The organism is Enterobacter cloacae complex sp. SHL012 (assembly GCF_049237505.1).
In the GTDB taxonomy this organism is placed as follows: Bacteria; Pseudomonadota; Gammaproteobacteria; order Enterobacterales; family Enterobacteriaceae; genus Enterobacter; species Enterobacter kobei.
In genome coordinates this window covers 116149-138610 of the sequence record NZ_JBMKIZ010000006.1, presented here as the reverse complement: position 1 = coordinate 138610, position 22462 = coordinate 116149, and the positions used below count along the sequence as shown (strand labels likewise).

Here is a 22462-nt window from a genome sequence, read left to right as displayed (position 1 = left end):
GGTTTCCATGGAAAACGGAAACGGATATACTCCGTTCTGGCTATAATATGAGCCGAAGCGGTCATGGAATTTGCAGGCGCGAGGTAAGCCTGTCAGGGGAAAGAGATGTCGACAATCAATGATGTATCACGTCTTGCCGGGGTATCTAAAGCCACGGTATCGCGAGTGTTGAGTGGGTCGCGTGGCGTAAAGGAAGCCAGCCGTCAGGCCGTTCTGAAGGCAGTGGATGAGCTTAACTACCGGCCTAATGTGATTGCCCAGTCGCTGCTGAGCCAGTCGACGGGATGTATCGGCGTCATTTGCGCACAGGAAAATATTAACCAGACCACCGGTTATTTGTACGCGCTGGAAAAACATCTCAGCCAGCATCAAAAACACCTGCTGCTGCGCTTCGCGCATAGCAAAGCCGAAGTAATGAATGCGCTCGAAGAGCTCTCCTGCGGTTTGTGTGATGACATCCTCGTCATCGGCGCGCGTTTCCCGCTGGACGTGGATATGGACAACGTCATCCTCGTGGACTGTATGGAGTCCGATAATTCCAACAGCATCCAGTTCGATCACGCCTTTGCCGCTGAAACCGCCTGTAACTACCTGACCAGCCAGGGTCGTCGCCAGATTGCCCTGATCCACCCGCACGGCAGCGGTTTTGCCGATCAGGTGCTGCTCGGCTACAAACATGCGCTGGAGAAAAATTTCCTGCCCTTTAATCGCAACCTCGTCTTTATGGACGCGACCTCCTCGTCCGTTGCGCTACAGGAGCTGCTTAACAACGCCAGCACGCTGAATTTCAACGCATTACTGGTGGCGGACGAGCAAGAAGCCCAGCGAGTGATCCCACAGCTGCAGGCGTTTAATAAATCCGTGCCGGAAGACATTATGGTCTTCAGCCTTGCTGGATCCCTGCACCTGCCGGGTATTCCGGTGATCCCGGCCATTGAATATTCCATGGATGCCATGGCGGCGCGTATCGTGAGCTGGCTGACGGAGAAAACGCAGATGCTGGGGTCCTACGTTCTGCGTGGGGATTTAATTATTCCGGATGTGCGTAAGCGTTAAAAATGTTGTGTAGGCCGGGTAAGGCGCAGCCGCCACCCGGCGAGAAGCACGTTTCCAGCCCTCAATAATCTTCCATACAATCCACCTGACCAATCGCCGCCCAGTAAGCATCCAGATTGTCGCGCTTGACGGCGGTAACGGCATTTTTGATCAGCAACTGATTGGCCTCGGACGACAAAATCATCTCCTGCCAGGCTTTATCGCTCTGCTTTCTCTGTGGCGTACAGGTTTTCTTAATATCTTTAAGGACCTGCTGCTTTATTTGCGCCTCTTTCGCGGGGTCATCCTTTTCCTGAGCATGGACAAACGCGGCGAAGAGCAGACAAACCAGCAGGCAGACCAGGTGCGCAGCTTTCATCAAAACCCCCTTTAGAAGTCACATGCTTCCCATGAAATATATCGTTACATTCAGTGTAGCGACGCCAGTCGAAAGTATGAATTTTCTCCACGCCACCGGTGTGCGATAGTGAGACGGCACAGAAAACAAGGAGAGAAAATATGCACTTGAGCATTACCGACGCCGTCACGCCGCAGGAAAAAGAAGAGCTACTTGTGGGTCTGAGAGCCTATAACGGACGGTTCCTCGATTTGACGAACTTTAGCGGTGACATAGGCGTTTACGTTCGAGACGAAAAGGGCGTCATGCTGGGCGGCTTAATCGGCGTACGTAAAGGCGACTGGCTGAATATCGACTATCTCTGGGTGAGCGATACCGTACGGGGCAGCGGTGTGGGCAGCCAGCTTATCAACACGGCGGAAAATGAAGCCAGGCGTAAAGGCTGCAAGCACGCGCTGGTGGATACCGTTAGCTTCCAGGCGCGCCCGTTCTATGAAAAACAGGGCTACCAGCTGCAGATGTCTTTGCAGGATTACCCATACCCGGGTATGCAGCGTCATTACCTGACGAAAGCGCTTTAAATTCTGATTCTGCGGGCCGGGGAAGCGCAGAGCCACCCGGCGATACCCGCATATAACTTATCCTTCTTATTGATTCTTTTTCGTTTTTTATTTCCCCGCCTCGTTGTCGATATAGTCATTGAAACATTCAGCAAAAGGAACTGTCTCGTGAAACGTCGATTGGGTGCGCTGGTCCTCGCTGGCCTGCTGCTGGCAGGGTGCGATCAAAATGGCAGCGATGCCAGACACATTAAAGTAGGCGTCATCAACGGCGCCGAGCAGGACGTGGCGGAAGTCGCCAAAAAGGTGGCGAAAGAGAAATATGGTCTGGACGTGGAGCTGGTCGGCTTCAGCGGCTCGCTATTGCCTAACGATGCTACCAACCAGGGGGAGCTGGATGCCAATGTCTTTCAGCACCGTCCGTTCCTTGCAGAAGATAACAAGGCGCATGGCTACAAGCTGGTTGCCGTGGCGAATACCTTCGTGTTCCCGATGGCCGGTTATTCACGCAAAATCAAATCCGTTTCGGACCTGAAGAACGGTGCGACCATTGCCATTCCAAACGACCCAACCAACCTTGGCCGCGCGCTGTTGCTGCTGCAAAAAGAGAAGCTCATTACCCTGAAGCCAGACACCGGCCTGCTGCCGACGGCGCTGGATATTACCGCTAACCCTAAACATCTGAACATCATGGAGCTGGAAGGGGCACAACTGCCGCGCGTGCTGGACGATCCCAAAGTGGATGTCGCCATCATCAGCACCACCTATCTTCAGCAAACCGGGCTGTCGCCGGTGCATGACAGCGTCTTTATAGAAGATAAAAATTCGCCGTACGTGAACATCGTGGTGGCACGCGAAGACAACAAAGACGCGGAGAACGTGAAGGAATTTATCCAGTCGTATCAGTCACCGGAAGTGGCGAAAGCGGCTGAGACGATCTTTAACGGCGGAGCGGTACCGGGCTGGTAAATTCTGCCTGAAAACGCGGGGTTTAAATTGGCCCGATTCCATCGGTAATCGCCCTTTAACCCACAGCGTGACCTGCGACGTCGGGCTATCCTCCTTATCACACCAACCGGAGGATAGCCCATGAACATTACCCAAATTCGCAACGCCACCCTGCTGATTACCTACGCCGGGAAACGTCTTTTAATCGACCCGATGCTGGCCTCGAAAGATGCTTATCCGGGCTTTCCCGGCACGGCGCATGCCGAACGCCGTAACCCAATGGTTGAGCTCCCCGTTAACGTCAACACGCTGCTGAACGCCGATGCAGTGATTGTCACCCATACCCATGACGATCACTGGGATCGCGCCGCGGCGGAGCTGATCGCCAAAGACAAGCCGATCTACGTGCAAAACGACCGTGACGCCGCGCTGCTGCGCAGCCAGGGGTTTAGCAACCTGACGGTCATGACCGACGCGACCTTCTTCGGCGATATTCAGATTACGAAAACCCACGGGGGGCAGCACGGTACCGACCGGGCCTACGCCGTGCCGGAGCTGGCGGAGCGGCTGGGCGAGGCCTGTGGCGTGGTGCTGCGTCATCCCGATGAGAAGACGCTCTATCTTGCCGGGGATACCGTCTGGCGTGACGCGGTGGCGGCCGATCTGCAAAAGCACCAGCCGGACGTGGTGGTACTTAATGCCGGATATGCCCACGTGCTTGGTTTTGGGCCCATCATTATGGGCCAGGAAGATGTGCTCAACGTTCATTTCCTGCTCCCACAGGCCAAAATAGTGGCGAGCCATATGGAGGCGATTAACCACTGCCTGTTGACCCGCAGCGCGCTGCGTGAGTACGTTGAAGCCAATCAGGTGGGTGACGCAGTGACCATTCCCCAGGATGGCGAAACCGTTATATTCTGAGTGCGTTAAAGGGAAAGGAGAGACAGATGTCGCTAATCAACGTCGCGATTGTCGCGGTAGACGGGTTCAGCCCGTTCCACTACTCCGTTCCCTGCATTCTGTTTGGCGATTCCGTCTCCGGCGAAAAGCGCTTTAACGTGACGATCTGCGCCGAAACGCCGGGGTTCCTCACCTCAAAAGACGGGTTCGCCCTCAACGCCACGCAGGACTACACCGCCATTGGTCGGGCCGATATAGTCGTTGTTCCCTACTGGCAGCACGTCCTCGAACGCCCGCCTCAGACGCTGCTCGACAGCCTGGTGCAGGCGAGAGACAACGGCGCGGAAATCGTCGGGCTGTGTCTGGGGGCGTTTGTGCTGGGCTATGCGGGCATTCTCGACGGCAAGCGCGCTGCCACCCACTGGGAGTTCGAAAATCAGTTCCAGTCGCTCTTTCCGCACGTCCAGCTGGATATCAATGCCCTCTATGTGGATGACGGCAATATCATCACCTCTGCCGGTACCGCCGCCGCGCTGGACTGTTGCCTGTATATCATTCGTCAGCGCTTTGGCAGCGTGGTCGCCAACCAGATTGCCCGGCGGATGATTGTGCCGCCGCACCGCGAGGGCGGTCAGGCGCAGTTTATTGCTCAGCCTGTTCCGAATGACACCCGCGATGCACGTATCAATTGCCTGATCGACTATCTACAGCAGCACATCACCGAACCGCATAGCCTGGACTCGCTGGCGGAGGTGGTTTCGATGAGCCGCCGCACGCTGACCCGTCACTTTATTAAAGCCACAGGAATGAGCGTCGCCGACTGGCTTACCGCCGAACGCCTGCGGCGTAGCCAGATCCTGCTTGAAGCCGGAAATATGCCGATTGAACGCGTGGCCGAGCTGGTGGGATTTAATTCTGCCGTCACCTGGCGACAGCAGTTTAAGGCGCGTTTTGGGGTAAGTCCTGCGGAGTGGCGAAAGACGTTTCGTCTGCATAGCTAGCGTGGAAGTTCCACCCCGGTAAGTTGGGTATGAAGAGATTGAGCTACCCCAGCCTCTCCACCTTCGTCTCCCCCTCCGCCATCGACAGCTGGTACAGCGAAAACGATCTCTGTTTCTCAATCAACTTCGCCAGCTCCGGCGAGTGGCTGGTGAGCCAAATCTGCGAGTAGCGGCTGGCCTCGGCGATTAAGCTCGCCAGCGCGGGCAGCATCTGCGGATGCAGGCTGTTTTCCGGTTCGTTCAACGCGATAAACGCCGGTGGGCGCGGGCTTAACAGCGCCACCGCCAGGCACAGAAAGCGCAGGGTGCCGTCGGAGAACTCCGCCGGTTCCAGCGGCCTGCTCAGCCCCTCGCGCTGCATCATCATGCGAAAACGTCCGCCGGTGTTGTCGCTGTAAAACACGCAGCCGGGGAAGGCCTGGTCGAGGATGCGCATCAGGAGCAGTTCGTCGCCAATCTCCACGATGGTCTGAAACGCCGCCGCCAGGTTGGCACCGTCGCTGGCCAGCACCGGGGAACGGAACCCGACCTGCGGGGCACGCATCGCCGAGCCGGATGAGACGGAAAACTCATGATAAAAGCGCCAGTTACGCAGGGACTCGCGCATCTGCGACACTTCCGGGTAAAGATGCGGTTCGCCGAGCTGCCCGAACACCGATTCGTTCTCGTACAGCGTGCCGCTGTGGGTCACTTTCTCGTGATGCACGTTATTCAGAAACACCGCCTGATTCTTACGCTTCATCAGCTGTGACGACGGGCGTCGATGCTGGCCGCTCAGCCAGATGGACTCCTCTTTGATCACCGGGTCGAGCTGAAACTGCGAGGGATAGGGCAGTCTCTCCACAAACCCGACCTGCAGCTCGTATTCGTAGGTCTCGGTTTCCACCGCCAGGTTCATCCGCCGCAGCTGGTCGCTGCGGGTTTTGCCTGCCCAGAACACCTTCAGAATGCCGCCCTCGTTCGCCAGCGCCTGGGAGAACTGCCCCTGAGCGGCGCTGTGCATCAGGTGTATCGCCTTGTAAATATTGGATTTCCCGGTGCCGTTCGGGCCGAAGACGATGTTTAGCTGCTCCAGCTCAAGCGACATCTCGCGGATGGAGCGGTAGTTTTGAATGTGCAGGGTGTTGATCACGGGCAGGCCCTTTTTTGCAGAATAAGCCTGTATATAATCACAGTCTTTGAGGTTAAATGCAAAAAAGAGACGACAGTGAGGATGTCGTCTAAACGGGGTACTGCTTTGGGCCTCTACGGGTCAATGGGGCCTTCGCATTTTTGTGATCACTTGACTGCCAGACGCAGACCCAAATCATCAGGATAGGGATCAAAGTAGTTTTGCGTCATCAGATACTGGTCAGGATATTCGGCCAGGTAGTGCTTCAGCAGCGTGATCGGGGCGAGAATAGGCAACTGCCCGTTGCGATAGTGCAGGATCACGTCGCGCAACTCACCGCGCTGGCGGGTGTTTAGCTGGTTGCGGAAATACCCCTGAATATGCATCAGCACGTTGGTGTGGTTCTTACGCGAAGCCGGTTTTTTCAGGATGGTCATCAGCTTTTCCCGGTACGCCACAAAGAAGGCGTCCAGGTCTTCCCACTCGTGCAGCGAGGCAACGAACGGACCGATTTCACGGTAGCCCGCCTGATGGTGCGCCAGCAGCTGCAATTTATAGCGGCTGTGGAAATCCAGCAGCCCACGTCGCGTCAGACCTTTAGCGCGCAGCGTGTTTAGCTCGTGCAGGGCAAATACCCGCTCAATAAAGTTTTCCCGCAGCACAGGGTCGTGCAGCCGACCATCTTCCTCGACGGGCAGCCACGGGTAGGTTTCAAGAAGGGCGGCGGTGAACAGCCCGACGCCCTCCTTGCGGCCCCGGTTGCCGTTTTCATCGTACAGCCGCACGCGTTCCAGGCCGCAGCTTGGGGATTTTGCACAGACGATAAATCCCGAAAGATCGCCGATTTTTGGCAGATATTCCCCCGTAAAGTCGGCCATTTTCTGCGTGAGGTCATCATGAGGCGGCTTGCTGAAACGGAGCTGCGTCTCGCCGCTGTCCGTCAGCGTCAGGCGTATGGCCGGGCGAGGCGTCGGCAGGCCGATCGCCATTTCCGGGCAGACTGGGCGGAAATTCACCCACTGGGCCAGCTCATCCATAACGAAGCCCATACGCTTGTGTCCGCCGTCAAAGCGTACGGCGGAGCCGGTCAAACATCCGCTAATACCGAGCACAGGTTTCGTTGTCATGGTGTGGTTCTCCCGTTCATATAATTAAAACTTACACAACATGACTAATTTGTCCAAGTATTCGCGGAACTATTTTTTTTATTCCTTTAGAATCAATGCGTCTTAACTGCCCTTGTAGGTCGAGTAACCGTACTGACTCAGCAGAAGCGGGATGTGCAGCTTTTCGTTGGTGCGGGTCACGGTAAACAGCACCGGGATCTCCGGGAAGAAGGTGTCCAGCTTTTTGCCGTGGAAGTACTCTGCGGTTTTAAAGGTCACTTTATACACGCCAGGCTGCATGTCCTGGTCCTGCGGATAGAGCGATTTGATACGTCCGTCGTGGTCGGTTTTGCCGCTGGCAACCGGGGTCCATTTGTCCTGCTGCTGCTTCTCCAGCGTAACGGTCACGTCTGATGGCGGCATCCCGGTTTGCTGGTCGAGAATGTGGACGCTCAGCGTGCCGGCAGGGGCGCTAAAGGCGGCAGGGGCAAAGGCCATGGCGGCCAGGAACAGCAGAGGGGTTGTTTTTTTCATGGTGTTTTCCTGTGGAGTTATTCGTCACAGGAAAACGTTAGCATCTGCGGCGCGGGAAAATATTCAACTTTTCGTGAAGATTCCCACAGCAGAAAATGATCAGAGGATAATCACTTCAAGCGATACCTGCTGCTGCCACTGCTCCAGCTGCTTTTTCCGTCCGGCGGTAAGTTTGCCGCTGGTGACCAGAAGCCATTTCCGCTCCGGGAAAATCTCCGGAGCCAGCGTGGCAGGGGGAACCGGCAGGATGTCGATCCGGTGACCCTGACCGGTGCGCGTTAGGGCTTCGAGCCAGATCTCGCACGGGTCGTTGAGATGCCAGCCGCTGAGCAGAATATTGTCGCCCGGCGCTTTCTTATCACCTTCGAGACAAAACGAGGTGTAGGCGATGATGATGCCGTCGAGGATCGCGCGCAGGGTCATGGCGGCGGCAACGTTAGCCGAGACCTGGCTGCGCAGCGGACGCAGCACGTTCGCGACCAGCTCTGGTCTTGGGTACTCGCGTCCGGCGTCGTAAATCATCTGGCGCAGGGATTCGACTTTGCCGTCCTGCAGGCGCTGCAGCATGTTCTGCTGCAGGGTTTGCCAGTTGTTGGTCCGCCCCAGCGTCGGGCGCTCCAGCAGCGGTTTGACCTGGCCGATTGGGACGCCTTTTTTGACCCAGTCGAGGATTTTCAGCGCCTGCTGGACGTCCTCATCGCTGTACTGGCGGTGACCGCCTTCCGTGCGCTGTGGCTTGAGTAAACCGTAGCGACGCTGCCACGCCCGGAGGGTGGTGGCGGTAATGCCGCTGAGTCTGGCGAATTCGCCGATGGAGTAAGCCATGTCCGTGTCCAGAGTAGAGGAATACTCTCAATATACTACGAATTTTCCCGAACGGGATGAAGCGCCGAAACGGTGCACTACACTTAACATCCAACCGTGCAAATGAAAGGAATTCTCATGAAGCTATGGCCTGTTGTGACCGGTGTTGCCATTGCGCTGACCCTGGTTGCCTGTAAATCCCCTACGCCGCCGAAAGGCGTGCAGCCTATTACTCATTTTGAAGCCAGCCGCTATCTCGGCAAATGGTACGAAGTCGCGCGCCTTGAAAACCGCTTTGAACGCGGTCTGGAGCAGGTGACCGCCACCTACGGCAAGCGCAGCGACGGCGGTATCAGCGTGCTGAACCGGGGTTACGATCCGGTGAAAAACAAGTGGAATGAAAGCGAGGGGAAAGCGTACTTCACCGGCGAGCCGACCACCGCCGCGCTGAAGGTGTCGTTCTTCGGTCCGTTCTACGGCGGGTATAACGTAATCAAACTGGACGACAAGTACCAGTACGCGCTGGTCAGCGGCCCGAACCGCGATTATCTGTGGATTTTGTCACGCACGCCGACCATCCCGGATGCGGTGAAGCAGGATTACCTGAACACCGCGCGCAGTCTGGGCTTCCGGGTTGACCAACTGGTGTGGGTGAAGCAGTAAAGATCGTGCTTTCTTCGTAGGGTATTACGGACTCGCCTGGATAGACTTCCGTTAAAAGCCCAACGGAGGGAAGACGTTATGATCTGGCAGCCTTTTCGTGGTGACGCACCGAAAAACATGATGATTTTCAGTGCGTCCTTTCCCGACGTCAGCGACCAGTGGCCGATGAAAGACGATGCTGCCCGTGAAATCGCTGCGCTCGATCGGGCGCTGAAAGCCGAGCCAGCGCTTCGCCCTCCGCAGGTCGAATATCAGGAAGGGGGGCAGGCCGTGCTCGTCCCGCAGAACCGCTATTCCGAGCAGGCTTTCCGCAACCGTCCGGCGCTTACCGCATGGCGAACCCGGCTGGTGCCTTCCGCGCTGGCGCTGTTTGTGGTGCAAAACCCGCTTGAGGATCGCCTGCCGGACGGCACAAAGATGGACAGCGACAGTCGCCAGTGGTTTATCCACGCGAACGATGCCATCGGCGTGCGCGCCCGCGCCCGGGTGCTTGCCGCGCTGGTGGAGAAGTACATTCACAATGAGAGCGAGAACAACTGGCTAAGCCTGGCAAGCGGCGCCGCCATTCCGGTGCTGGAGGCGCTGCGCGAAGCAAAGTTCGATGGTCAACAGGTCTATCTCACGCTGGTGGATAAAGACCCCGTGGCGCTTAGCTGGGCCGAAACCATGGCGGCGCAGGAAGGCATTGTGGTGGGCGAACAGCTGACCCTGCTCAGGCGCAACCTGGTGCACACGCTGGTGCGTAACGAGGACCTGCTGCTGGAGCTGGGCGAGCATCAGGCCGAACTGGTCGACGCGCTGGGGATTTTCGAATACTTCAACGACGCCGACGCGGTGATTTTTCTCCAGCGCGCGCTGCGGCTGGTCAAGCCCGGCGGGGCGGTGATTGTCTCAAACATGCTGACCAGCAGCCCGCAGATTGACTTTGTGCTGCGCGGTATCGGCTGGGAAGATATCCACCCGAGGACGCTACAGCAGCTGCAGGATATTCACCTGGCGGCGGGCGTACCGGTGGAAAACGTCACCGTGGTCGTGCCGAAGGATGGGGTGTATGCGGTGATGGAAGTGAGGGTGTAGCACTGTTTATTCCCTCTCCCTGAGGGAGAGGGTTAGGGTGAGGGGGGACAGACCGCAAGGAGTGGCTTGAAATTGTTCGGTTTTCCAATCATGATCCCCCCATGAAAATCGAAACCGCACACCCCTCCCACTTCGAACGCCTGGTCGCGATCTGGGAATCCTCCGTCCGCGCCACTCATCACTTTTTACAGGAAAGCGATATTGCGGCGCTGCGTCCGCTATTGCTCAACGCGTATCTCCCCAACCTCAAGGTCGTGATAGCCCGCGATGACGCAGGCGTTATTCACGGCTTTTTAGGCGTGGATGAAAACCGCATTGAAATGTTGTTTGTGGATGATGCGAGCCGCGGGAAGGGTGTCGGGAAACTGCTGCTTAAACACGCCATCGCAGAGTTCGGCGCGAACGAAGTGGACGTGAATGAGCAGAATCCGCAGGGAGTCGCGTTTTATCGGCATATGGGATTCGAGCAGGTCGGGCGCTCGGAACTTGACGGGCAGGGGGATGCGTTTCCGTTGCTGCATATGCGGTTGGCTAAGTAAATATTTACTTAACGCAGGAATCACACTTGTTAGATATGAAACGCAACGCGTTTTCCTGTTGGAAGTTCAACGTCAATACAAAGTTTCCCACCCATTGCCTCAATGTAGCGCTTAAGAGTGGCAATTTTTAGTTCATTTCCACGTTGCTCTATTTGTGTTACTGCGGGCTGGCTCACCCCCATTAGCTCGGCAACATTTTTTTGCGAAAGTCTGAGCTCTTCACGTAAAAGTTGCAGACCCGTTTCAAGGATCATTTCCTCTGCCATTTCTTTAATTCGTTGTTGGCTTTCCGGTGAGCGTGATGTAATTAATTCATTTAGGGTTTTCACTTGGCTGTCTCCAGGCTTGTCAAATGCCGGGTAAATTCATCATCTGCAATGCGAATGAGTTTTTCATAAAATGCCTTGTCGTTACTCTTGTTGCCTGCGCAAAGCACAATCGCCTGACGTTCGGGGTCAAATGCGAATAAAGCACGAATCGGACGGCCAGCGTATTGAATACGTAACTCTTTCATATTGTTATATTGCGAGCCTTTTACAGTATCGGCATAAGGACGAGGAAGACGAGGTCCATAGTTTTGTAGATTTAGCATGTCTGCCAGTACCTTTTCCTGTAACCCTTCTTCCTGTTCAAGCAACCATAGCTCAAACACCTTTCCGAACAGTACCGTCCACATGCTCTCTTCCATGATAAGCTGTAGCTTATATACAGGATATAAGCTGTAGTTAATAAATGCAATGGCTGTCATTGGCAACCAGGTAGCGAGTGGCAGAAGTATGACAAATACGGTGCATCTAAATGATTGTATTTGTGAGAAATTGCGAGGCGTCTTCCAGTGTTTTTTCGAGTCATGCTGGCAAGGAAGGTAGGGGGCAGTATGACTATGGCTACTCTTTAGATTCTTTTTCCATTTACCAGCCACTTTCTTGCTGAACTTGTAAGTAAGCCTTACATGTTGTTTTTTTATTTAAGCTTAACTTCTTCGCAAACGGCTTTAATATGCCCAGTAATGGCTTGAGGAGAGACTTGTTAAAGAGCCGCAATGGCTGCTTGCGACAGCCAAAGCGTTTCATGTTCAAATCGACATGGGATGCGAACCTTACCGTCCTCACTGGCAACATAACAAATTCACCAGCCGGAAATTAGATTTTGTTTTTATCAACCATGTCGGCTCCGTCTTCTTAACGAATAACCTTGCCTGCCTTCAGGAAGCCAGAAACCGCCGCTAAGCCAGGTGGTTTGTATTTGATTTTACGAGGCGCTTTCCAGGATGCTGAATTTGAATCGCTGCGAGTGCATTCTCTATCTCAACGAGCTTTGCTTTCGTCCGTTTATAATCGTCCTGTAACCGCTGCTCCTGCTCGCTATACGCCACCAGAACGATGCACCCTTTCATCACCTTGACGGTGACCTGCTGTCCGGTATCAAAGCCTGCGGCACGCAGCCACTTGCCAGACAGAATGATATTGGGCGTGGATTTGTCGAAAACATTCGGGCGGTATCCCACAATTAACGAACGCTCGGTTCCGGATTGGTCGGTGTCTGGGGTAGAATGCGAATCAGCCATAATCAACTCCTTGATAGTTGGTGAGGTTAGACGCTCCGGCTGTGTTCCCGCACATCGGGGCGTTGTTAGTAGAGGAGGTTTAGGTGGCCTCCTATATATGGCAGAGTAGATGGATAGGTGGCCTCATGTCAATCATATCGCGCGAAAAAAAACCAAAAGGCGGTGGGCAGTCTCCGCAGTTTAAGATGCGTATTGATCCGGCATTGAAAGAACAGCTGGATACTGTGGCGGCTGAGGAAGGGGTGAGTTTGGCTAGTTGGTTAAAAGGGTTAGCTAGGGAAGCATTACTTGGCCGAGGAATTACCCCAAAAGGTTAAATCGAAAAAAAATGGCATAACTTTTTGCAAGTTATGCCATCGGTCACAAGCGATTTAGTGTGTGTAGACAGAGTTAACAAACTCAGTATTCATGCGACCTCTTTAATCATATCAGTTTCCATAGGGTGTTCTCAATTCCTTTTTTTGTAGCAGTTTTTCAATAATAGATGCCTCATTATCCCATTCTACAAACCAAGAACGAGATGAGAGTATTTCGTATATTTGAAGTATTTCATCAAGTGGGTAATTATTTTTTTCTAAAGTGATAGATATTACTTTAAGTTTGTCTTTTTTCGTTATGTATGGGCAAGAAATAGAATCAAAGAAAATGTGTGATTGCTCTGAATAAATTAGAGAGCTGCTTTCGCTCATCATTGTTTTAATTCTAGAAACAATTTTATTTTTAATTTTGAGGTATTTTTTATCATTCTTGATATAAAAAAGACCTACCATCATTTCGAAGTAATGGCATGTATCGTCACTTATGCCGAGTATATCAAGTAATTTATCGCAAGATATTTTTGTATTTTCAGTAAAAGATCCTAGTGTGATTATTAAATTTAAAATCTCTAGACTGTAAACTGGTTTGTTCTTGATAAAGAAATTAAGTATTGACGTTGATTCATCACTTATTTTTTTTAAAATTCGCTCTTTTTTTTCTTCCCGTATATTATCTGATAATCGCTTTAATATGATAATTATTTGGCTGACTAAATATGTGCTTCGGACGCGCAAATCCATCGAGTAAATGAAAAATGTCAGTTCAAGTAAAATTAAAATGAATCGACATAATCTTTCTTCTTGTGTTTCATTTTCGATATTTTTCAGGTCGCGATCCAAAGCGGATACCTTTATTTTTATTAATGTAAATAAATATCCAGTAATGCTGTTGAAATCGACATTTGAATCTTTAATTAAGCACTTGATATCTCTAATAGTTCTATTAGCTAGAAGATCGTAGCGATTTAGGTTTTTAATTATAGAAATGTTATGATGTGGAGTTGATTCTTCATCATTAATATTAACAGTTGTTTCTGATTCTAGGACATCGAAAAGTGTCTCCAATCTTTCCTGGATTTTTATTTTTGCAGATGTTACAGATGTTATTATGGGGGTTTTATATTCTAAATATTTGGATTCATTGCAATAAAGTTTGTATTTCTCTAATTCTTTTTTTATAACTTGTAAGACATTATCTCGAATGTTTTCTTTGTTGAAAAATAAAAAATAATCATCAACATATCTTTTTATTACATAATCATTTCCTTCATGTAATTTATCTATGGATAATGATTTCTTAATCTGTATGTCAATTGATTGAAGTATGATCTCTGCAAAAATCCTAGAGAATTCAGGGCCGATAACAATACCATGAGTTCTTCCATAGTTCGCTTGTTCTAAAGCTGAAGAGAAAGCATTTTCAAAATTATTATGTTTCATTGCTTCTTTTGCTATATCTTCACTTCTTAAACTAGTCATAAGCATTGAGGTTGTAATTGAATCAAAGCACTTTGAAATGTCTAGTTTCAATAATGAATGGAATTTTTTTTCAATCTTATGAAATTCATAACTATCATAAAATTTATATAAAAAATCATATCTTTTATATTTGAAAAAGGAGCTGGCGTATTTAGGTGGAACATTTTCGATGTCACCCTCTACACCTTCATCTTTATATTTATCATGAGCTCTAAAACTAGATTTTTCGTAGTATAAGCTTGCTACACTGTTAGCTGCTCTTAAGCTATAAGAACTTCTTGAGCATAAATGTGTAATTAGCGTTGCGTATTTTTTATATACCTCAGTGAACTTAATTTGGCTTGATGGATGTATGAGATATAACTTTCTGTCAGAATTTTTATCTTTTTTAATATAATATTCATATGGTTTTTTATCAGTATACTGTAAAAGTATTTTAGATAGAAAAGGTGAGTTTTTTATTGTCTTGTTTTTTAAAGAATTATAAAAACCTTCATTTGTAAAAATAAACGGAAGTTCATAAGGTAGGACATCAGTTAATATAACTCTATTAAAGTCACTTTTAGTTAGTTTAATATATCTAGACACATTCAACTCCAGCACTGTTTGATTTTTTGAATATCGTTTTGCGAGAATTCATGAAAAATAGCTTTACTATGACCATTTATAAAGCAATGGGAGATCAGTTTTCTTCTCGTTGATAATGGGATTTTTTGAACGGCTTTTCCAATAGAGTTCGTTTTTTTACAAAATAGCAATTTCTTAAGATAGTCATTTAGAGTTGATAAGTTATCATATGTATTTATAAATTTATTGTTGTAATAAACCCCCCCTTTCAATGAATGAGGATCTTCTTCAGAATATTGTTTTTGATAATTAGTATCTATTTTTACAGTGTAATTTCCAGTGAGGAATTGTATTCTTTTAGTAAGTAAAATTTCATCAGGATCTTTACTATATGAAAGTATTGCATGTATAATTCTTGTTTTTATTTTCTTTATTTTTTTTTCTGACATATCAATGGTTAACTTACGTAGTTTATAATTGTTATTAATTTGATGTATGCAGTAGTCATAGCCAAGGAAGTTGAATTTAATGGTTTTATCCATAGCATCTATTGCTGCTATTTTATAACTATTTGACTTGCTGTTTAGCGATAAACCCTTTTCGGAGAATATATTTATCAAATAGTTCATGTCGAGCTTTTCATCATGAGTTATGATGATTATATCATCTACATAGCGAGCATAAAAGTAAACGCCAGCTTCCGAGCGAATATGACTATCGATTTCTTCCATGTAAATCTCTGAAAGAACTGAGCTTATTGAAAGCCCACGAGGCAATCCCTTTGTAGTAGGTGCTATATTTGATCTAAGAGATTTTAGTATTTTTAAACTTATATGAGATAATATATTATCTGCTTCTAATTTGTTTATTAAACATTCAAAGTTGATTGTTTCAAAAAAATCCTTTACGTCCAGTCTTATTAAATTATATGATGATGTATCTGAAAGAATATTGGTTACCTGAGATATTATGTCTTCTTTATGTGAATATTTTATTCTATACAATCTTTTTATATTATCCGAGATTTTTCGAAGAGCATAGTATTCTTCAGGTGAACTTACTCTGTATACTGTTTTATTATTATAAGTGAATGTGTTAAGAGTATGAAAGGTGAAGGTTTTATTTGTTATCCTGCTAGCTATCGTTGAAAGTGAAGCTGTATATTCAGAAATGTTTCTTCCTAGTTTGAAGTCTATTATCTCTTTTTTTGTGGTTAATTTTAAAAGTGTTTTATCGTCAAACGATTGATTCAGCATTTTAATATATCCTTATAAACTTTTTAATAAAAAATATATTTTAAAAAACCATAAAAGAATAATACTACCGAGAATGACGAGATGATAATATAAGGTATAAATGGTAAATAATTATCAAGACGCGAGCTGAATTTTATTTCATTATCAATGAGGATATTATTTTGTGATTCTTCTCTTTTTTTCTCTGTTTTACCATATATAAATTCGAAATTTTTGTGATTTAGTGATTTAGATTTTAAAATCTCATATTTTGCTCTAATTTTCTTAGTCTTATTGATACTTTCAAGATTCCAAGGAAGATCAGAGATATGATCGATCTTAGATATTAGTTCATTAATTTCTTCACCGCTAACTCTCATTTTTTCTGACTTAATTGAATATGATGAAAATGCAACTACGATTGATAGTGTTGCAATAGTAATAGATGATAATAGTTGGACCAATTCCAGGTCGTTAGCATCAAAGATTTTTCCATTCGAATACTTTTGTATTAGGGTGATAAAAATTAAAATAAAGGAAGATAGCGATAATGAAAATAAGGAGTGGTTATTTAATCGGTCATAGCGACGGGCAGAAAAAAAACGTGCATAAGCAGTGGACTTCATTCTTTTTCTAAGTAACATTAAACTCGAGTGCATTTGAATTATCCATTGTTATTTAATCTATTTACTATAGCAAATGAAATACGAATTCATCAAATTGATAAAATGATAATTAATAAAAGTTTGGGGAACTAAATGAATTTTGGCGGAAGATCACAGGAGTCGAACCTGCCCGGGAACGCTGGCGTCCCCAACTGGATTTGAAGTCCAGCCACCTCACCGGAGATGACGATCTTCCGCGCCTGCATTGCTACATGGAGGCGGGGCGCATTATAGCTACTTTCAGGCATTTACCACATACCCCGACACACTTTTTTCACCTCTCTTTTGACCTGTACCCCCCTGTTTCAGTTAATTCTTAAGAAAATCCTCAGGTTAGCGTTTTGTGCTCTCCGACATTTACCGCGATCACAAAAAACAAGAAACGTAATCTGCTAACCAGAAAACGCAATACCCGCTCATGAAACAATGGTTTAAAACCAATGTAACCGGTCTCAGCGCCCCCTACAGCGTGAAGGATGAATAAAAGATGAGCGAAGTATTGTCAGTAAAAGAGAAGATTGGCTACGGCATGGGAGACGCCGCCAGCCACATCATTTTTGATAACGTTATGTTGTATATGATGTTTTTCTACACCGATATTTTCGGCATTCCCGCCGGGTTTGTCGGCACCATGTTCCTGCTCGCCCGTGCGCTGGATGCAATCTCCGACCCATGTATGGGGCTGATTGCCGACCGCACCCGCAGCCGCTGGGGCAAGTTCCGCCCGTGGATTTTGTTCGGCGCCATCCCGTTCGGCATCGTCTGCGTGCTGGCCTATACCACGCCGGATCTCAGCCTCAACGGCAAAATGGTGTATGCCGCCATTACCTATACGCTGCTGACCCTGCTCTATACCGTGGTTAACATCCCGTACTGCGCATTGGGCGGGGTGATCACCAACGACCCGACGCAGCGTATCTCCCTGCAATCCTGGCGCTTCGTGCTGGCGACGGCGGGCGGCATGCTCTCCACGGTGCTGATGATGCCGCTGGTGAACCTGATCGGCGGCGACGATAAAGCGTTCGGCTTCCAGGGCGGGATCGCCGTCCTGTCGGTGGTCGCGTTCCTGATGCTGGCGTTCTGCTTCTTCACCACCAAAGAGCGCATCCAGGTGCCGCCGAGCACCACCGCCATGCGGGAAGATCTGCGCGACATCTGGCGGAACGATCAGTGGCGCATCGTTGGCGTGCTGACCATCCTCAACATCCTCGCCGTCTGCGTGCGCGGCGGCGCGATGATGTACTACTGCACCTGGATCATGGGCTCGCCGGAAGTGTTCGTCGCGTTCCTCACCACCTACTGCGTCGGCAACCTGATCGGCTCCGCGCTGGCGAAACCGCTCACCGACTGGAAGTGTAAGGTCAGCATCTTCTGGTGGACCAACGCCGCGCTGGCGGTGGTGAGCGTAGCGATGTTCTTTGTGCCGATGCATGCCACCGTGGTGATGTTCGCCTTTATCTTCGTCATCGGCGTGCTGCACCAGCTGGTGACGCCGATCCAGTGGGTGATGATGTCCGATACCGTCGACTATGGCGAATGGACCAACGGCAAACGTCTGACCGGGATCAGCTTTGCGGGCACGCTGTTCGTGCTGAAGCTTGGCCTGGCGCTGGGCGGGGCGATGATCGGCTGGATGCTGGCAGGCGGCGGCTACGACGCGGCAGCCAAAACCCAGAACAGCGCGACCATCAGCATCATTATCGGCCTGTTTACCCTTGCCCCGGCGGTCTGCTACGTGTTGAGCGCCATTATCGCCAAACGCTACTACACGCTGAAAACCCCCTTCCTGACCAAAATCCTGGGCGAGCTGGCGCAGGGTGCGCGCCGCAATCAGCAGGAGTTTGAAAACCTGCCGGTCAGCAAAGAATTGCAGAACTAAGAGGACGAAAGCATGAAAATCAGTGATGGAAACTGGCTTATTCAACCGGGTCTGAACGTGACGTATCCGGTTCAGGTGTTCGACGTGGAGCAGCAGGGCAATGACCTGGTGGTGTACGTTGCGCCGCGCGACGTGCGTGAGCGCACCTGGCAGCTCGACACGCTCATGTTCACGGTGCGCCTGTTTGCCCCGCAGGAGGGGATTGTCGGGGTGCGCATCGAGCACTTCCAGGGCGCGCTGGACAACGGCCCGCACTATCCGCTGAACGTGCTGAAAGACGTGAAGGTCGAGATTGAAAACAACGCGGAATTTGCCGAGCTGAAAAGCGGAAGCGTCAGCGTGCGCGTCACCAAAGGGGAATTCTGGGCGCTGGACTTCCTGCGCAACGGCCAGCGCATTACCGGCAGCCAGCTGAAAAACAACGGTTACGTGCAGGACACCAACACCGAACGCAACTACCTGTTTGAACGTCTCGACCTCGGCGTGGGCGAAACGGTCTACGGTCTGGGCGAGCGCTTCACCGCCCTGGTGCGCAACGGCCAGACGGTCGAAACGTGGAACCGCGACGGCGGCACCAGCACCGAGCAGTCCTACAAAAACATCCCGTTTTATCTGACCAACCGTGGCTACGGCGTGCTGGTGAATCACCCGGAAAACGTCTCGTTCGAAGTGGGTTCGGAGAAAGTCTCCAAAGTGCAGTTCAGCGTCGAAGGGGAATATCTCGAGTACTTCGTGATCGACGGCCCGACGCCAAAAGATGTGCTCAACCGCTATACGCGGTTCACCGGGCGTCCGGCGCTGCCGCCCGCGTGGTCGTTCGGCCTGTGGCTGACCACGTCGTTCACCACTAACTACGACGAAGCGACGGTTAACAGCTTTATCGACGGCATGGCCGAGCGCGATCTGCCGCTGCACGTCTTCCACTTCGACTGCTTCTGGATGAAGGCCTTCCAGTGGTGTGATTTTGAGTGGGACCCGGTGACCTTCCCGGATCCGGAAGGGATGATCCGCCGCCTGAAGGAGAAAGGGCTGAAGGTCTGCGTGTGGATTAACCCGTACATCGGCCAGAAGTCGCCGGTATTTCGCGAACTGAAAGAGAAGGGCTATCTGCTCAAGCGCCCGGACGGCTCCCTGTGGCAGTGGGACAAGTGGCAGCCGGGGCTGGCAATTTATGACTTCACTAACCCGGAAGCGTGCCGGTGGTATGCCGACAAGCTAAAAGGCCTGGTGGACATCGGCGTCGACTGCTTTAAGACCGACTTCGGCGAGCGCATCCCGACGGACGTGCAGTGGTTTGACGGATCCGATCCACAGAAGATGCATAACCATTACGCCTACATCTACAACGAACTGGTGTGGAACGTGCTGAAAGAGACCGTGGGTGAGCAAGAGGCGGTGCTGTTTGCCCGCTCGGCGTCCGTGGGCGCGCAGCAGTTCCCCGTTCACTGGGGGGGTGACTGCTACGCCAACTATGAGTCGATGGCGGAAAGTCTGCGCGGCGGGCTGTCGATTGGCCTGTCCGGCTTTGGGTTCTGGAGCCACGATATCGGCGGATTCGAAAACACCGCCCCGGCGCACGTCTACAAGCGCTGGTGCGCGTTCGGGCTTTTATCCAGCCACAGCCGCCTGCACGGCAGTAAATCTTACCGCGTGCCGTGGGCGTACGATGACGAATCCTGCGACGTGGTGCGTCACTTTACGCAGCTGAAGTGCCGGATGATGCCGTATCTGTACCGTCAGGCGGCGCTGGCGCGCGAGTGCGGTACGCCGATGCTGCGGGCGATGATGCTGGAGTTCCCGGACGATCCGGCGTGCGATTATCTTGACCGCCAGTACATGCTGGGGGATGCGGTGATGGTCGCGCCGGTGTTCTCAGAGGAGGGCGATGTACAGTTCTGGCTACCTGAAGGACGCTGGACGCACCTGTGGCATAACGACGAAATTCAGGGTAGCCGCTGGCATAAGCAACAGCACGACTTCCGCAGCCTGCCAGTCTATGTGCGCGATAACACCCTGCTGGCGCTGGGCAATAACAGCCAGAAACCAGACTATGCGTGGAACGAGGGCACGGCCTTCCAGCTGTTTAACCTGGAGGATGGCGCAACGGCGGTGAGTGAAGTGCCTGCGGCGGACGGCGCGGTGGCGTTTACGCTGAAAGCGTCACGAGAGGGCGATACCGTGACCCTGACCGGCGTGGGTGAGGCGCGAAACTGGTCGGTGTGCTTGCGCAACGTGCAGAAGGTGGGCGGCGTGAAAGGCGGTTCACATGCGGGAAGCGAGTGGGGCGTGGTGGTAAAAGCGGAGGGGAATGAGGTGGTGGTTCACCTCTGAGCGATAAAAATGCCCGGTGGCGGCTATGCCTTACCCGGCCTACGATCCCATGTAGGCCCGGTAAGGCATAGCCGCCACCGGGCTATTTACTGTACCGGAGCCACCGTCGACACCACACCGCCCGTCATCGTCTGCTCTACCTGCTGTTTATCCATATTCACCGCGCTCAGCTTGCCGTTCACCGTCGGCTTCAGCGGCGCATTGGCCTGCACGCTGCCGCTGGCGGTGAGTTGAATATTGCCGTCGCCCGTCACCGGTAGCGCTGGCCAGCCCCACTGCTGCAGCACGTTGAGCGGCACGCCGCGCCCGTTAAGGCTGACGGTGGTTTGCCGTTGCGGCAACTGCGAAACCGTCGCCGTCGCTTCCAGAATGCCTTTCTCGGTAAATGCGCTCAGGTCGGTAATGTTCACCGTGGCGGCGTTGGCATTCAACGCCAGCGACGGACGGCGCACGTCCACGCGGTTAAAGGTCGCCGCCGCGCCGTTCAGGGTTGCGCTGCCGCTCCACACGCCCCACTGGCGGTCTTTCACCAGCTGCAGGTTGGCACCGTAGCCATCCAGGGAGGTGATCTGCCACGGGAAGGCGGGATCGATGTCGATCACCAGGTTGCGGCTCAGGCCGAATTTTTGCAGCGTGACGCTGTTCAGCCATTCCGGTAGCGGCTCCATCCACAGCGTTTTCCAGTTCTGCGGCAGGGTGTATTCCAGACCGGCGATGGCGACATCGTCCAGCACCAGCGCTTTGCCGTCGCGCAGCCAGTTGCCGGAGGTGCGCACCATGCCGCCTTCCCAGCGGGAGGTAAACTGGCGCAGCGCCATACCCTGCGGGGAAAACTCTGCGTTCAGGATCGGGTCAAACAGATGCAGCGAGCCGTAGATAAACTCGCTGGCGTTCATGGACAAACGCCCGTCCTGACTTTGCCAGTCGCCTTTGCTTATCGTCAGGTTGCGCAGGCTTAAATCGAGGTCGGTCACCGCCCAGTCCGGGCCCTGCAGCCGGGCGTCGGTGACCTCCAGACGGCCTATTTGCAGAGAAGGGAGGGTGGCCAGCGGGGCAAAGAAGGCTGTCAGCGTGTTGTCGCTCTGCAGGCGGATCTCATTCAGACGCAGGGTGTCGATAACCCAGCTTCCGTCGGCGTTACGCAGGGCGGAGCCGGTGAGCGAACCGCGCGCCATATCGGCCCCGATAGTGTTCAGCACCACCTCCTTGCCGTTAAGCTGGCCCTCAATTAACACGTTGGTGGCCGGGACGCCGTTAAGGGTCAGCGAGCCAGCGCTCATCTGTATCTGCGCATTTTTCCCCAGCACGTTGCCGGCTTCCGGCTGCCATGGGCTGACGCCGCCCGTCACCTTCTGCGCGCTCAGATCCCATTCGGTATTCGGGCTGTTAAAGGCCATGTTGCTCAGTTGAAGACGATCGGCCTGCAAGGGCAGCGGTGCCGTCTGCGGCGAGAGGTTCAGCGTGCCATCGAAAAGGGTAATGGCGTCCATATGCAGCGGATCGGTCACCTGACGGCTGCTCAGGCCGATATCAACTTTTTTGGCTACCAGCGTGGCAGGTTTACCGTCCCGCCCGAAGGTGACGTTTTCCAGAATAAGATGGGAAGGCGACGAAAAGCGGTGATTCATCTTGTCGAAACTGAGTTCGTAATCGGTATTCACCGTCACCCAGCTGCTGACCTGAGCCGCGCCCCAGCGGGTCTGGAGCAGAATATAGAGCGCCAGTATCACAATGAGCAGGGCTACCAGAAGATAGACGAGCAGCTTTCCAATAAATTTCATGGTCT

Annotated in this window: 23 protein-coding genes and 1 tRNA gene; 11 read left to right on the top strand and 13 right to left on the bottom strand. The window is 51.5% G+C overall.

What is annotated here, in order from left to right; genetic code table 11:
• Positions 1-105: 105 nt before the first annotated feature.
• Complete coding sequence (locus ACOTY9_RS18550) at positions 106-1056, top strand: LacI family DNA-binding transcriptional regulator (RefSeq protein ID WP_014881946.1); 951 nt, start codon at positions 106-108, stop codon at positions 1054-1056.
• A 61-nt stretch (positions 1057-1117) separates the two neighbouring features.
• Here ACOTY9_RS18550 and ACOTY9_RS18545 read toward each other — a convergent pair whose 3' ends face one another.
• Positions 1118-1414, bottom strand: coding sequence for a YicS family protein (locus ACOTY9_RS18545; RefSeq protein WP_014881947.1), 297 nt, complete (start codon positions 1412-1414; stop codon positions 1118-1120).
• 140 nt (positions 1415-1554) lie between these two features.
• Here ACOTY9_RS18545 and ACOTY9_RS18540 point away from each other — a divergent pair, with 140 nt between their 5' ends.
• The 4 genes from ACOTY9_RS18540 (at position 1555) to ACOTY9_RS18525 (ending at position 4802) form a co-directional block, all read left to right on the top strand.
• The gene (locus ACOTY9_RS18540) at positions 1555-1974 is read left to right on the top strand and encodes a GNAT family N-acetyltransferase (RefSeq protein ID WP_014881948.1); all 420 of its coding nucleotides are present in this window, start codon (positions 1555-1557) and stop codon (positions 1972-1974) included.
• A gap of 147 nt (positions 1975-2121) precedes the next feature.
• Positions 2122-2922: a lipoprotein NlpA gene (gene nlpA, locus ACOTY9_RS18535; protein ID WP_014881949.1), complete on the top strand. Its 801-nt coding sequence runs from the start codon at positions 2122-2124 to the stop codon at positions 2920-2922.
• 120 nt (positions 2923-3042) lie between these two features.
• On the top strand, positions 3043-3822 hold the full coding sequence (locus ACOTY9_RS18530) for an MBL fold metallo-hydrolase (RefSeq protein ID WP_348566026.1): 780 nt from the start codon (positions 3043-3045) through the stop codon (positions 3820-3822).
• A 26-nt stretch (positions 3823-3848) separates the two neighbouring features.
• Entirely contained in the window at positions 3849-4802 is a 954-nt protein-coding gene (locus ACOTY9_RS18525; RefSeq protein WP_110820503.1) for a GlxA family transcriptional regulator, read from the top strand.
• A gap of 43 nt (positions 4803-4845) precedes the next feature.
• On the opposite strand, the gene ACOTY9_RS18520 is transcribed toward ACOTY9_RS18525, so the two are convergent.
• The 4 genes from ACOTY9_RS18520 to ACOTY9_RS18505 all read right to left on the bottom strand — a co-directional run bounded on the left by ACOTY9_RS18520 (position 4846) and on the right by ACOTY9_RS18505 (position 8378).
• Complete coding sequence (locus ACOTY9_RS18520) at positions 4846-5934, bottom strand: AAA family ATPase (protein WP_014881952.1); 1089 nt, start codon at positions 5932-5934, stop codon at positions 4846-4848.
• A gap of 146 nt (positions 5935-6080) precedes the next feature.
• Complete coding sequence (locus ACOTY9_RS18515; protein ID WP_348566025.1) at positions 6081-7040, bottom strand: DUF523 and DUF1722 domain-containing protein; 960 nt, start codon at positions 7038-7040, stop codon at positions 6081-6083.
• 102 nt (positions 7041-7142) lie between these two features.
• On the bottom strand, positions 7143-7553 hold the full coding sequence (gene uraH / locus ACOTY9_RS18510; protein WP_014881954.1) for a hydroxyisourate hydrolase: 411 nt from the start codon (positions 7551-7553) through the stop codon (positions 7143-7145).
• A gap of 99 nt (positions 7554-7652) precedes the next feature.
• Positions 7653-8378 (bottom strand): MerR family transcriptional regulator, encoded by a 726-nt coding sequence (locus ACOTY9_RS18505; RefSeq protein WP_014881955.1) that lies wholly within the window; start codon positions 8376-8378, stop codon positions 7653-7655.
• Positions 8379-8495: 117 nt separating this feature from the next.
• Here ACOTY9_RS18505 and ACOTY9_RS18500 point away from each other — a divergent pair, with 117 nt between their 5' ends.
• The 3 genes from ACOTY9_RS18500 (at position 8496) to ACOTY9_RS18490 (ending at position 10636) form a co-directional block, all read left to right on the top strand.
• A complete protein-coding gene (locus ACOTY9_RS18500) occupies positions 8496-9020 on the top strand; it encodes a lipocalin family protein (RefSeq protein WP_014881956.1) in 525 nt (174 codons plus the stop codon).
• A 78-nt stretch (positions 9021-9098) separates the two neighbouring features.
• Entirely contained in the window at positions 9099-10097 is a 999-nt protein-coding gene (locus ACOTY9_RS18495) for a class I SAM-dependent methyltransferase (RefSeq protein WP_348566024.1), read from the top strand.
• Between the two features lie 101 nt (positions 10098-10198).
• Complete coding sequence (locus tag ACOTY9_RS18490) at positions 10199-10636, top strand: acetyltransferase (protein ID WP_063614464.1); 438 nt, start codon at positions 10199-10201, stop codon at positions 10634-10636.
• A gap of 29 nt (positions 10637-10665) precedes the next feature.
• Here the strand turns inward: ACOTY9_RS18490 and ACOTY9_RS18485 are convergent, their stop codons facing one another.
• From ACOTY9_RS18485 to ACOTY9_RS18475, 3 genes are all read right to left on the bottom strand, one after another.
• The gene (locus tag ACOTY9_RS18485) at positions 10666-10965 is read right to left on the bottom strand and encodes a helix-turn-helix domain-containing protein (RefSeq protein WP_063614463.1); all 300 of its coding nucleotides are present in this window, start codon (positions 10963-10965) and stop codon (positions 10666-10668) included.
• Positions 10962-11312, bottom strand: coding sequence for a type II toxin-antitoxin system RelE/ParE family toxin (locus ACOTY9_RS18480; RefSeq protein ID WP_063434484.1), 351 nt, complete (start codon positions 11310-11312; stop codon positions 10962-10964). The genes ACOTY9_RS18485 and ACOTY9_RS18480 overlap by 4 nt, the downstream gene beginning before the upstream one ends.
• A 549-nt stretch (positions 11313-11861) precedes the next feature.
• Positions 11862-12203 (bottom strand): SymE family type I addiction module toxin, encoded by a 342-nt coding sequence (locus tag ACOTY9_RS18475; RefSeq protein ID WP_213783223.1) that lies wholly within the window; start codon positions 12201-12203, stop codon positions 11862-11864.
• A 125-nt stretch (positions 12204-12328) separates the two neighbouring features.
• On the opposite strand from ACOTY9_RS18475, the gene ACOTY9_RS18470 reads away from it, so the two are divergent.
• Complete coding sequence (locus ACOTY9_RS18470) at positions 12329-12520, top strand: hypothetical protein (protein ID WP_213783222.1); 192 nt, start codon at positions 12329-12331, stop codon at positions 12518-12520.
• A 111-nt stretch (positions 12521-12631) separates the two neighbouring features.
• Here the strand turns inward: ACOTY9_RS18470 and drt3b are convergent, their stop codons facing one another.
• The 4 genes from drt3b to ACOTY9_RS18450 form a co-directional block, all read right to left on the bottom strand.
• Positions 12632-14587: an antiviral reverse transcriptase Drt3b gene (gene drt3b, locus ACOTY9_RS18465; RefSeq protein ID WP_213783221.1), complete on the bottom strand. Its 1956-nt coding sequence runs from the start codon at positions 14585-14587 to the stop codon at positions 12632-12634.
• A 2-nt stretch (positions 14588-14589) separates the two neighbouring features.
• Positions 14590-15822 carry an antiviral reverse transcriptase Drt3a gene (gene drt3a, locus ACOTY9_RS18460; RefSeq protein WP_213783220.1) on the bottom strand — a complete coding sequence of 411 codons (1233 nt, stop codon included), beginning with the start codon at positions 15820-15822 and terminating at the stop codon, positions 14590-14592.
• A gap of 23 nt (positions 15823-15845) precedes the next feature.
• Entirely contained in the window at positions 15846-16460 is a 615-nt protein-coding gene (locus ACOTY9_RS18455) for an SLATT domain-containing protein (RefSeq protein ID WP_348566023.1), read from the bottom strand.
• Positions 16461-16567: 107 nt separating this feature from the next.
• A tRNA-Sec gene (locus ACOTY9_RS18450) sits at positions 16568-16662 on the bottom strand.
• Between the two features lie 291 nt (positions 16663-16953).
• Here ACOTY9_RS18450 and ACOTY9_RS18445 point away from each other — a divergent pair.
• On the top strand, positions 16954-18345 hold the full coding sequence (locus ACOTY9_RS18445) for a glycoside-pentoside-hexuronide family transporter (RefSeq protein WP_023331710.1): 1392 nt from the start codon (positions 16954-16956) through the stop codon (positions 18343-18345).
• A gap of 12 nt (positions 18346-18357) precedes the next feature.
• Entirely contained in the window at positions 18358-20676 is a 2319-nt protein-coding gene (gene yicI / locus ACOTY9_RS18440; protein ID WP_348566022.1) for an alpha-xylosidase, read from the top strand.
• 86 nt (positions 20677-20762) lie between these two features.
• Here yicI and ACOTY9_RS18435 read toward each other — a convergent pair whose 3' ends face one another.
• Complete coding sequence (locus ACOTY9_RS18435) at positions 20763-22457, bottom strand: AsmA family protein (RefSeq protein WP_421637391.1); 1695 nt, start codon at positions 22455-22457, stop codon at positions 20763-20765.
• Between the last annotated feature and the right edge of the window lie 5 nt (positions 22458-22462).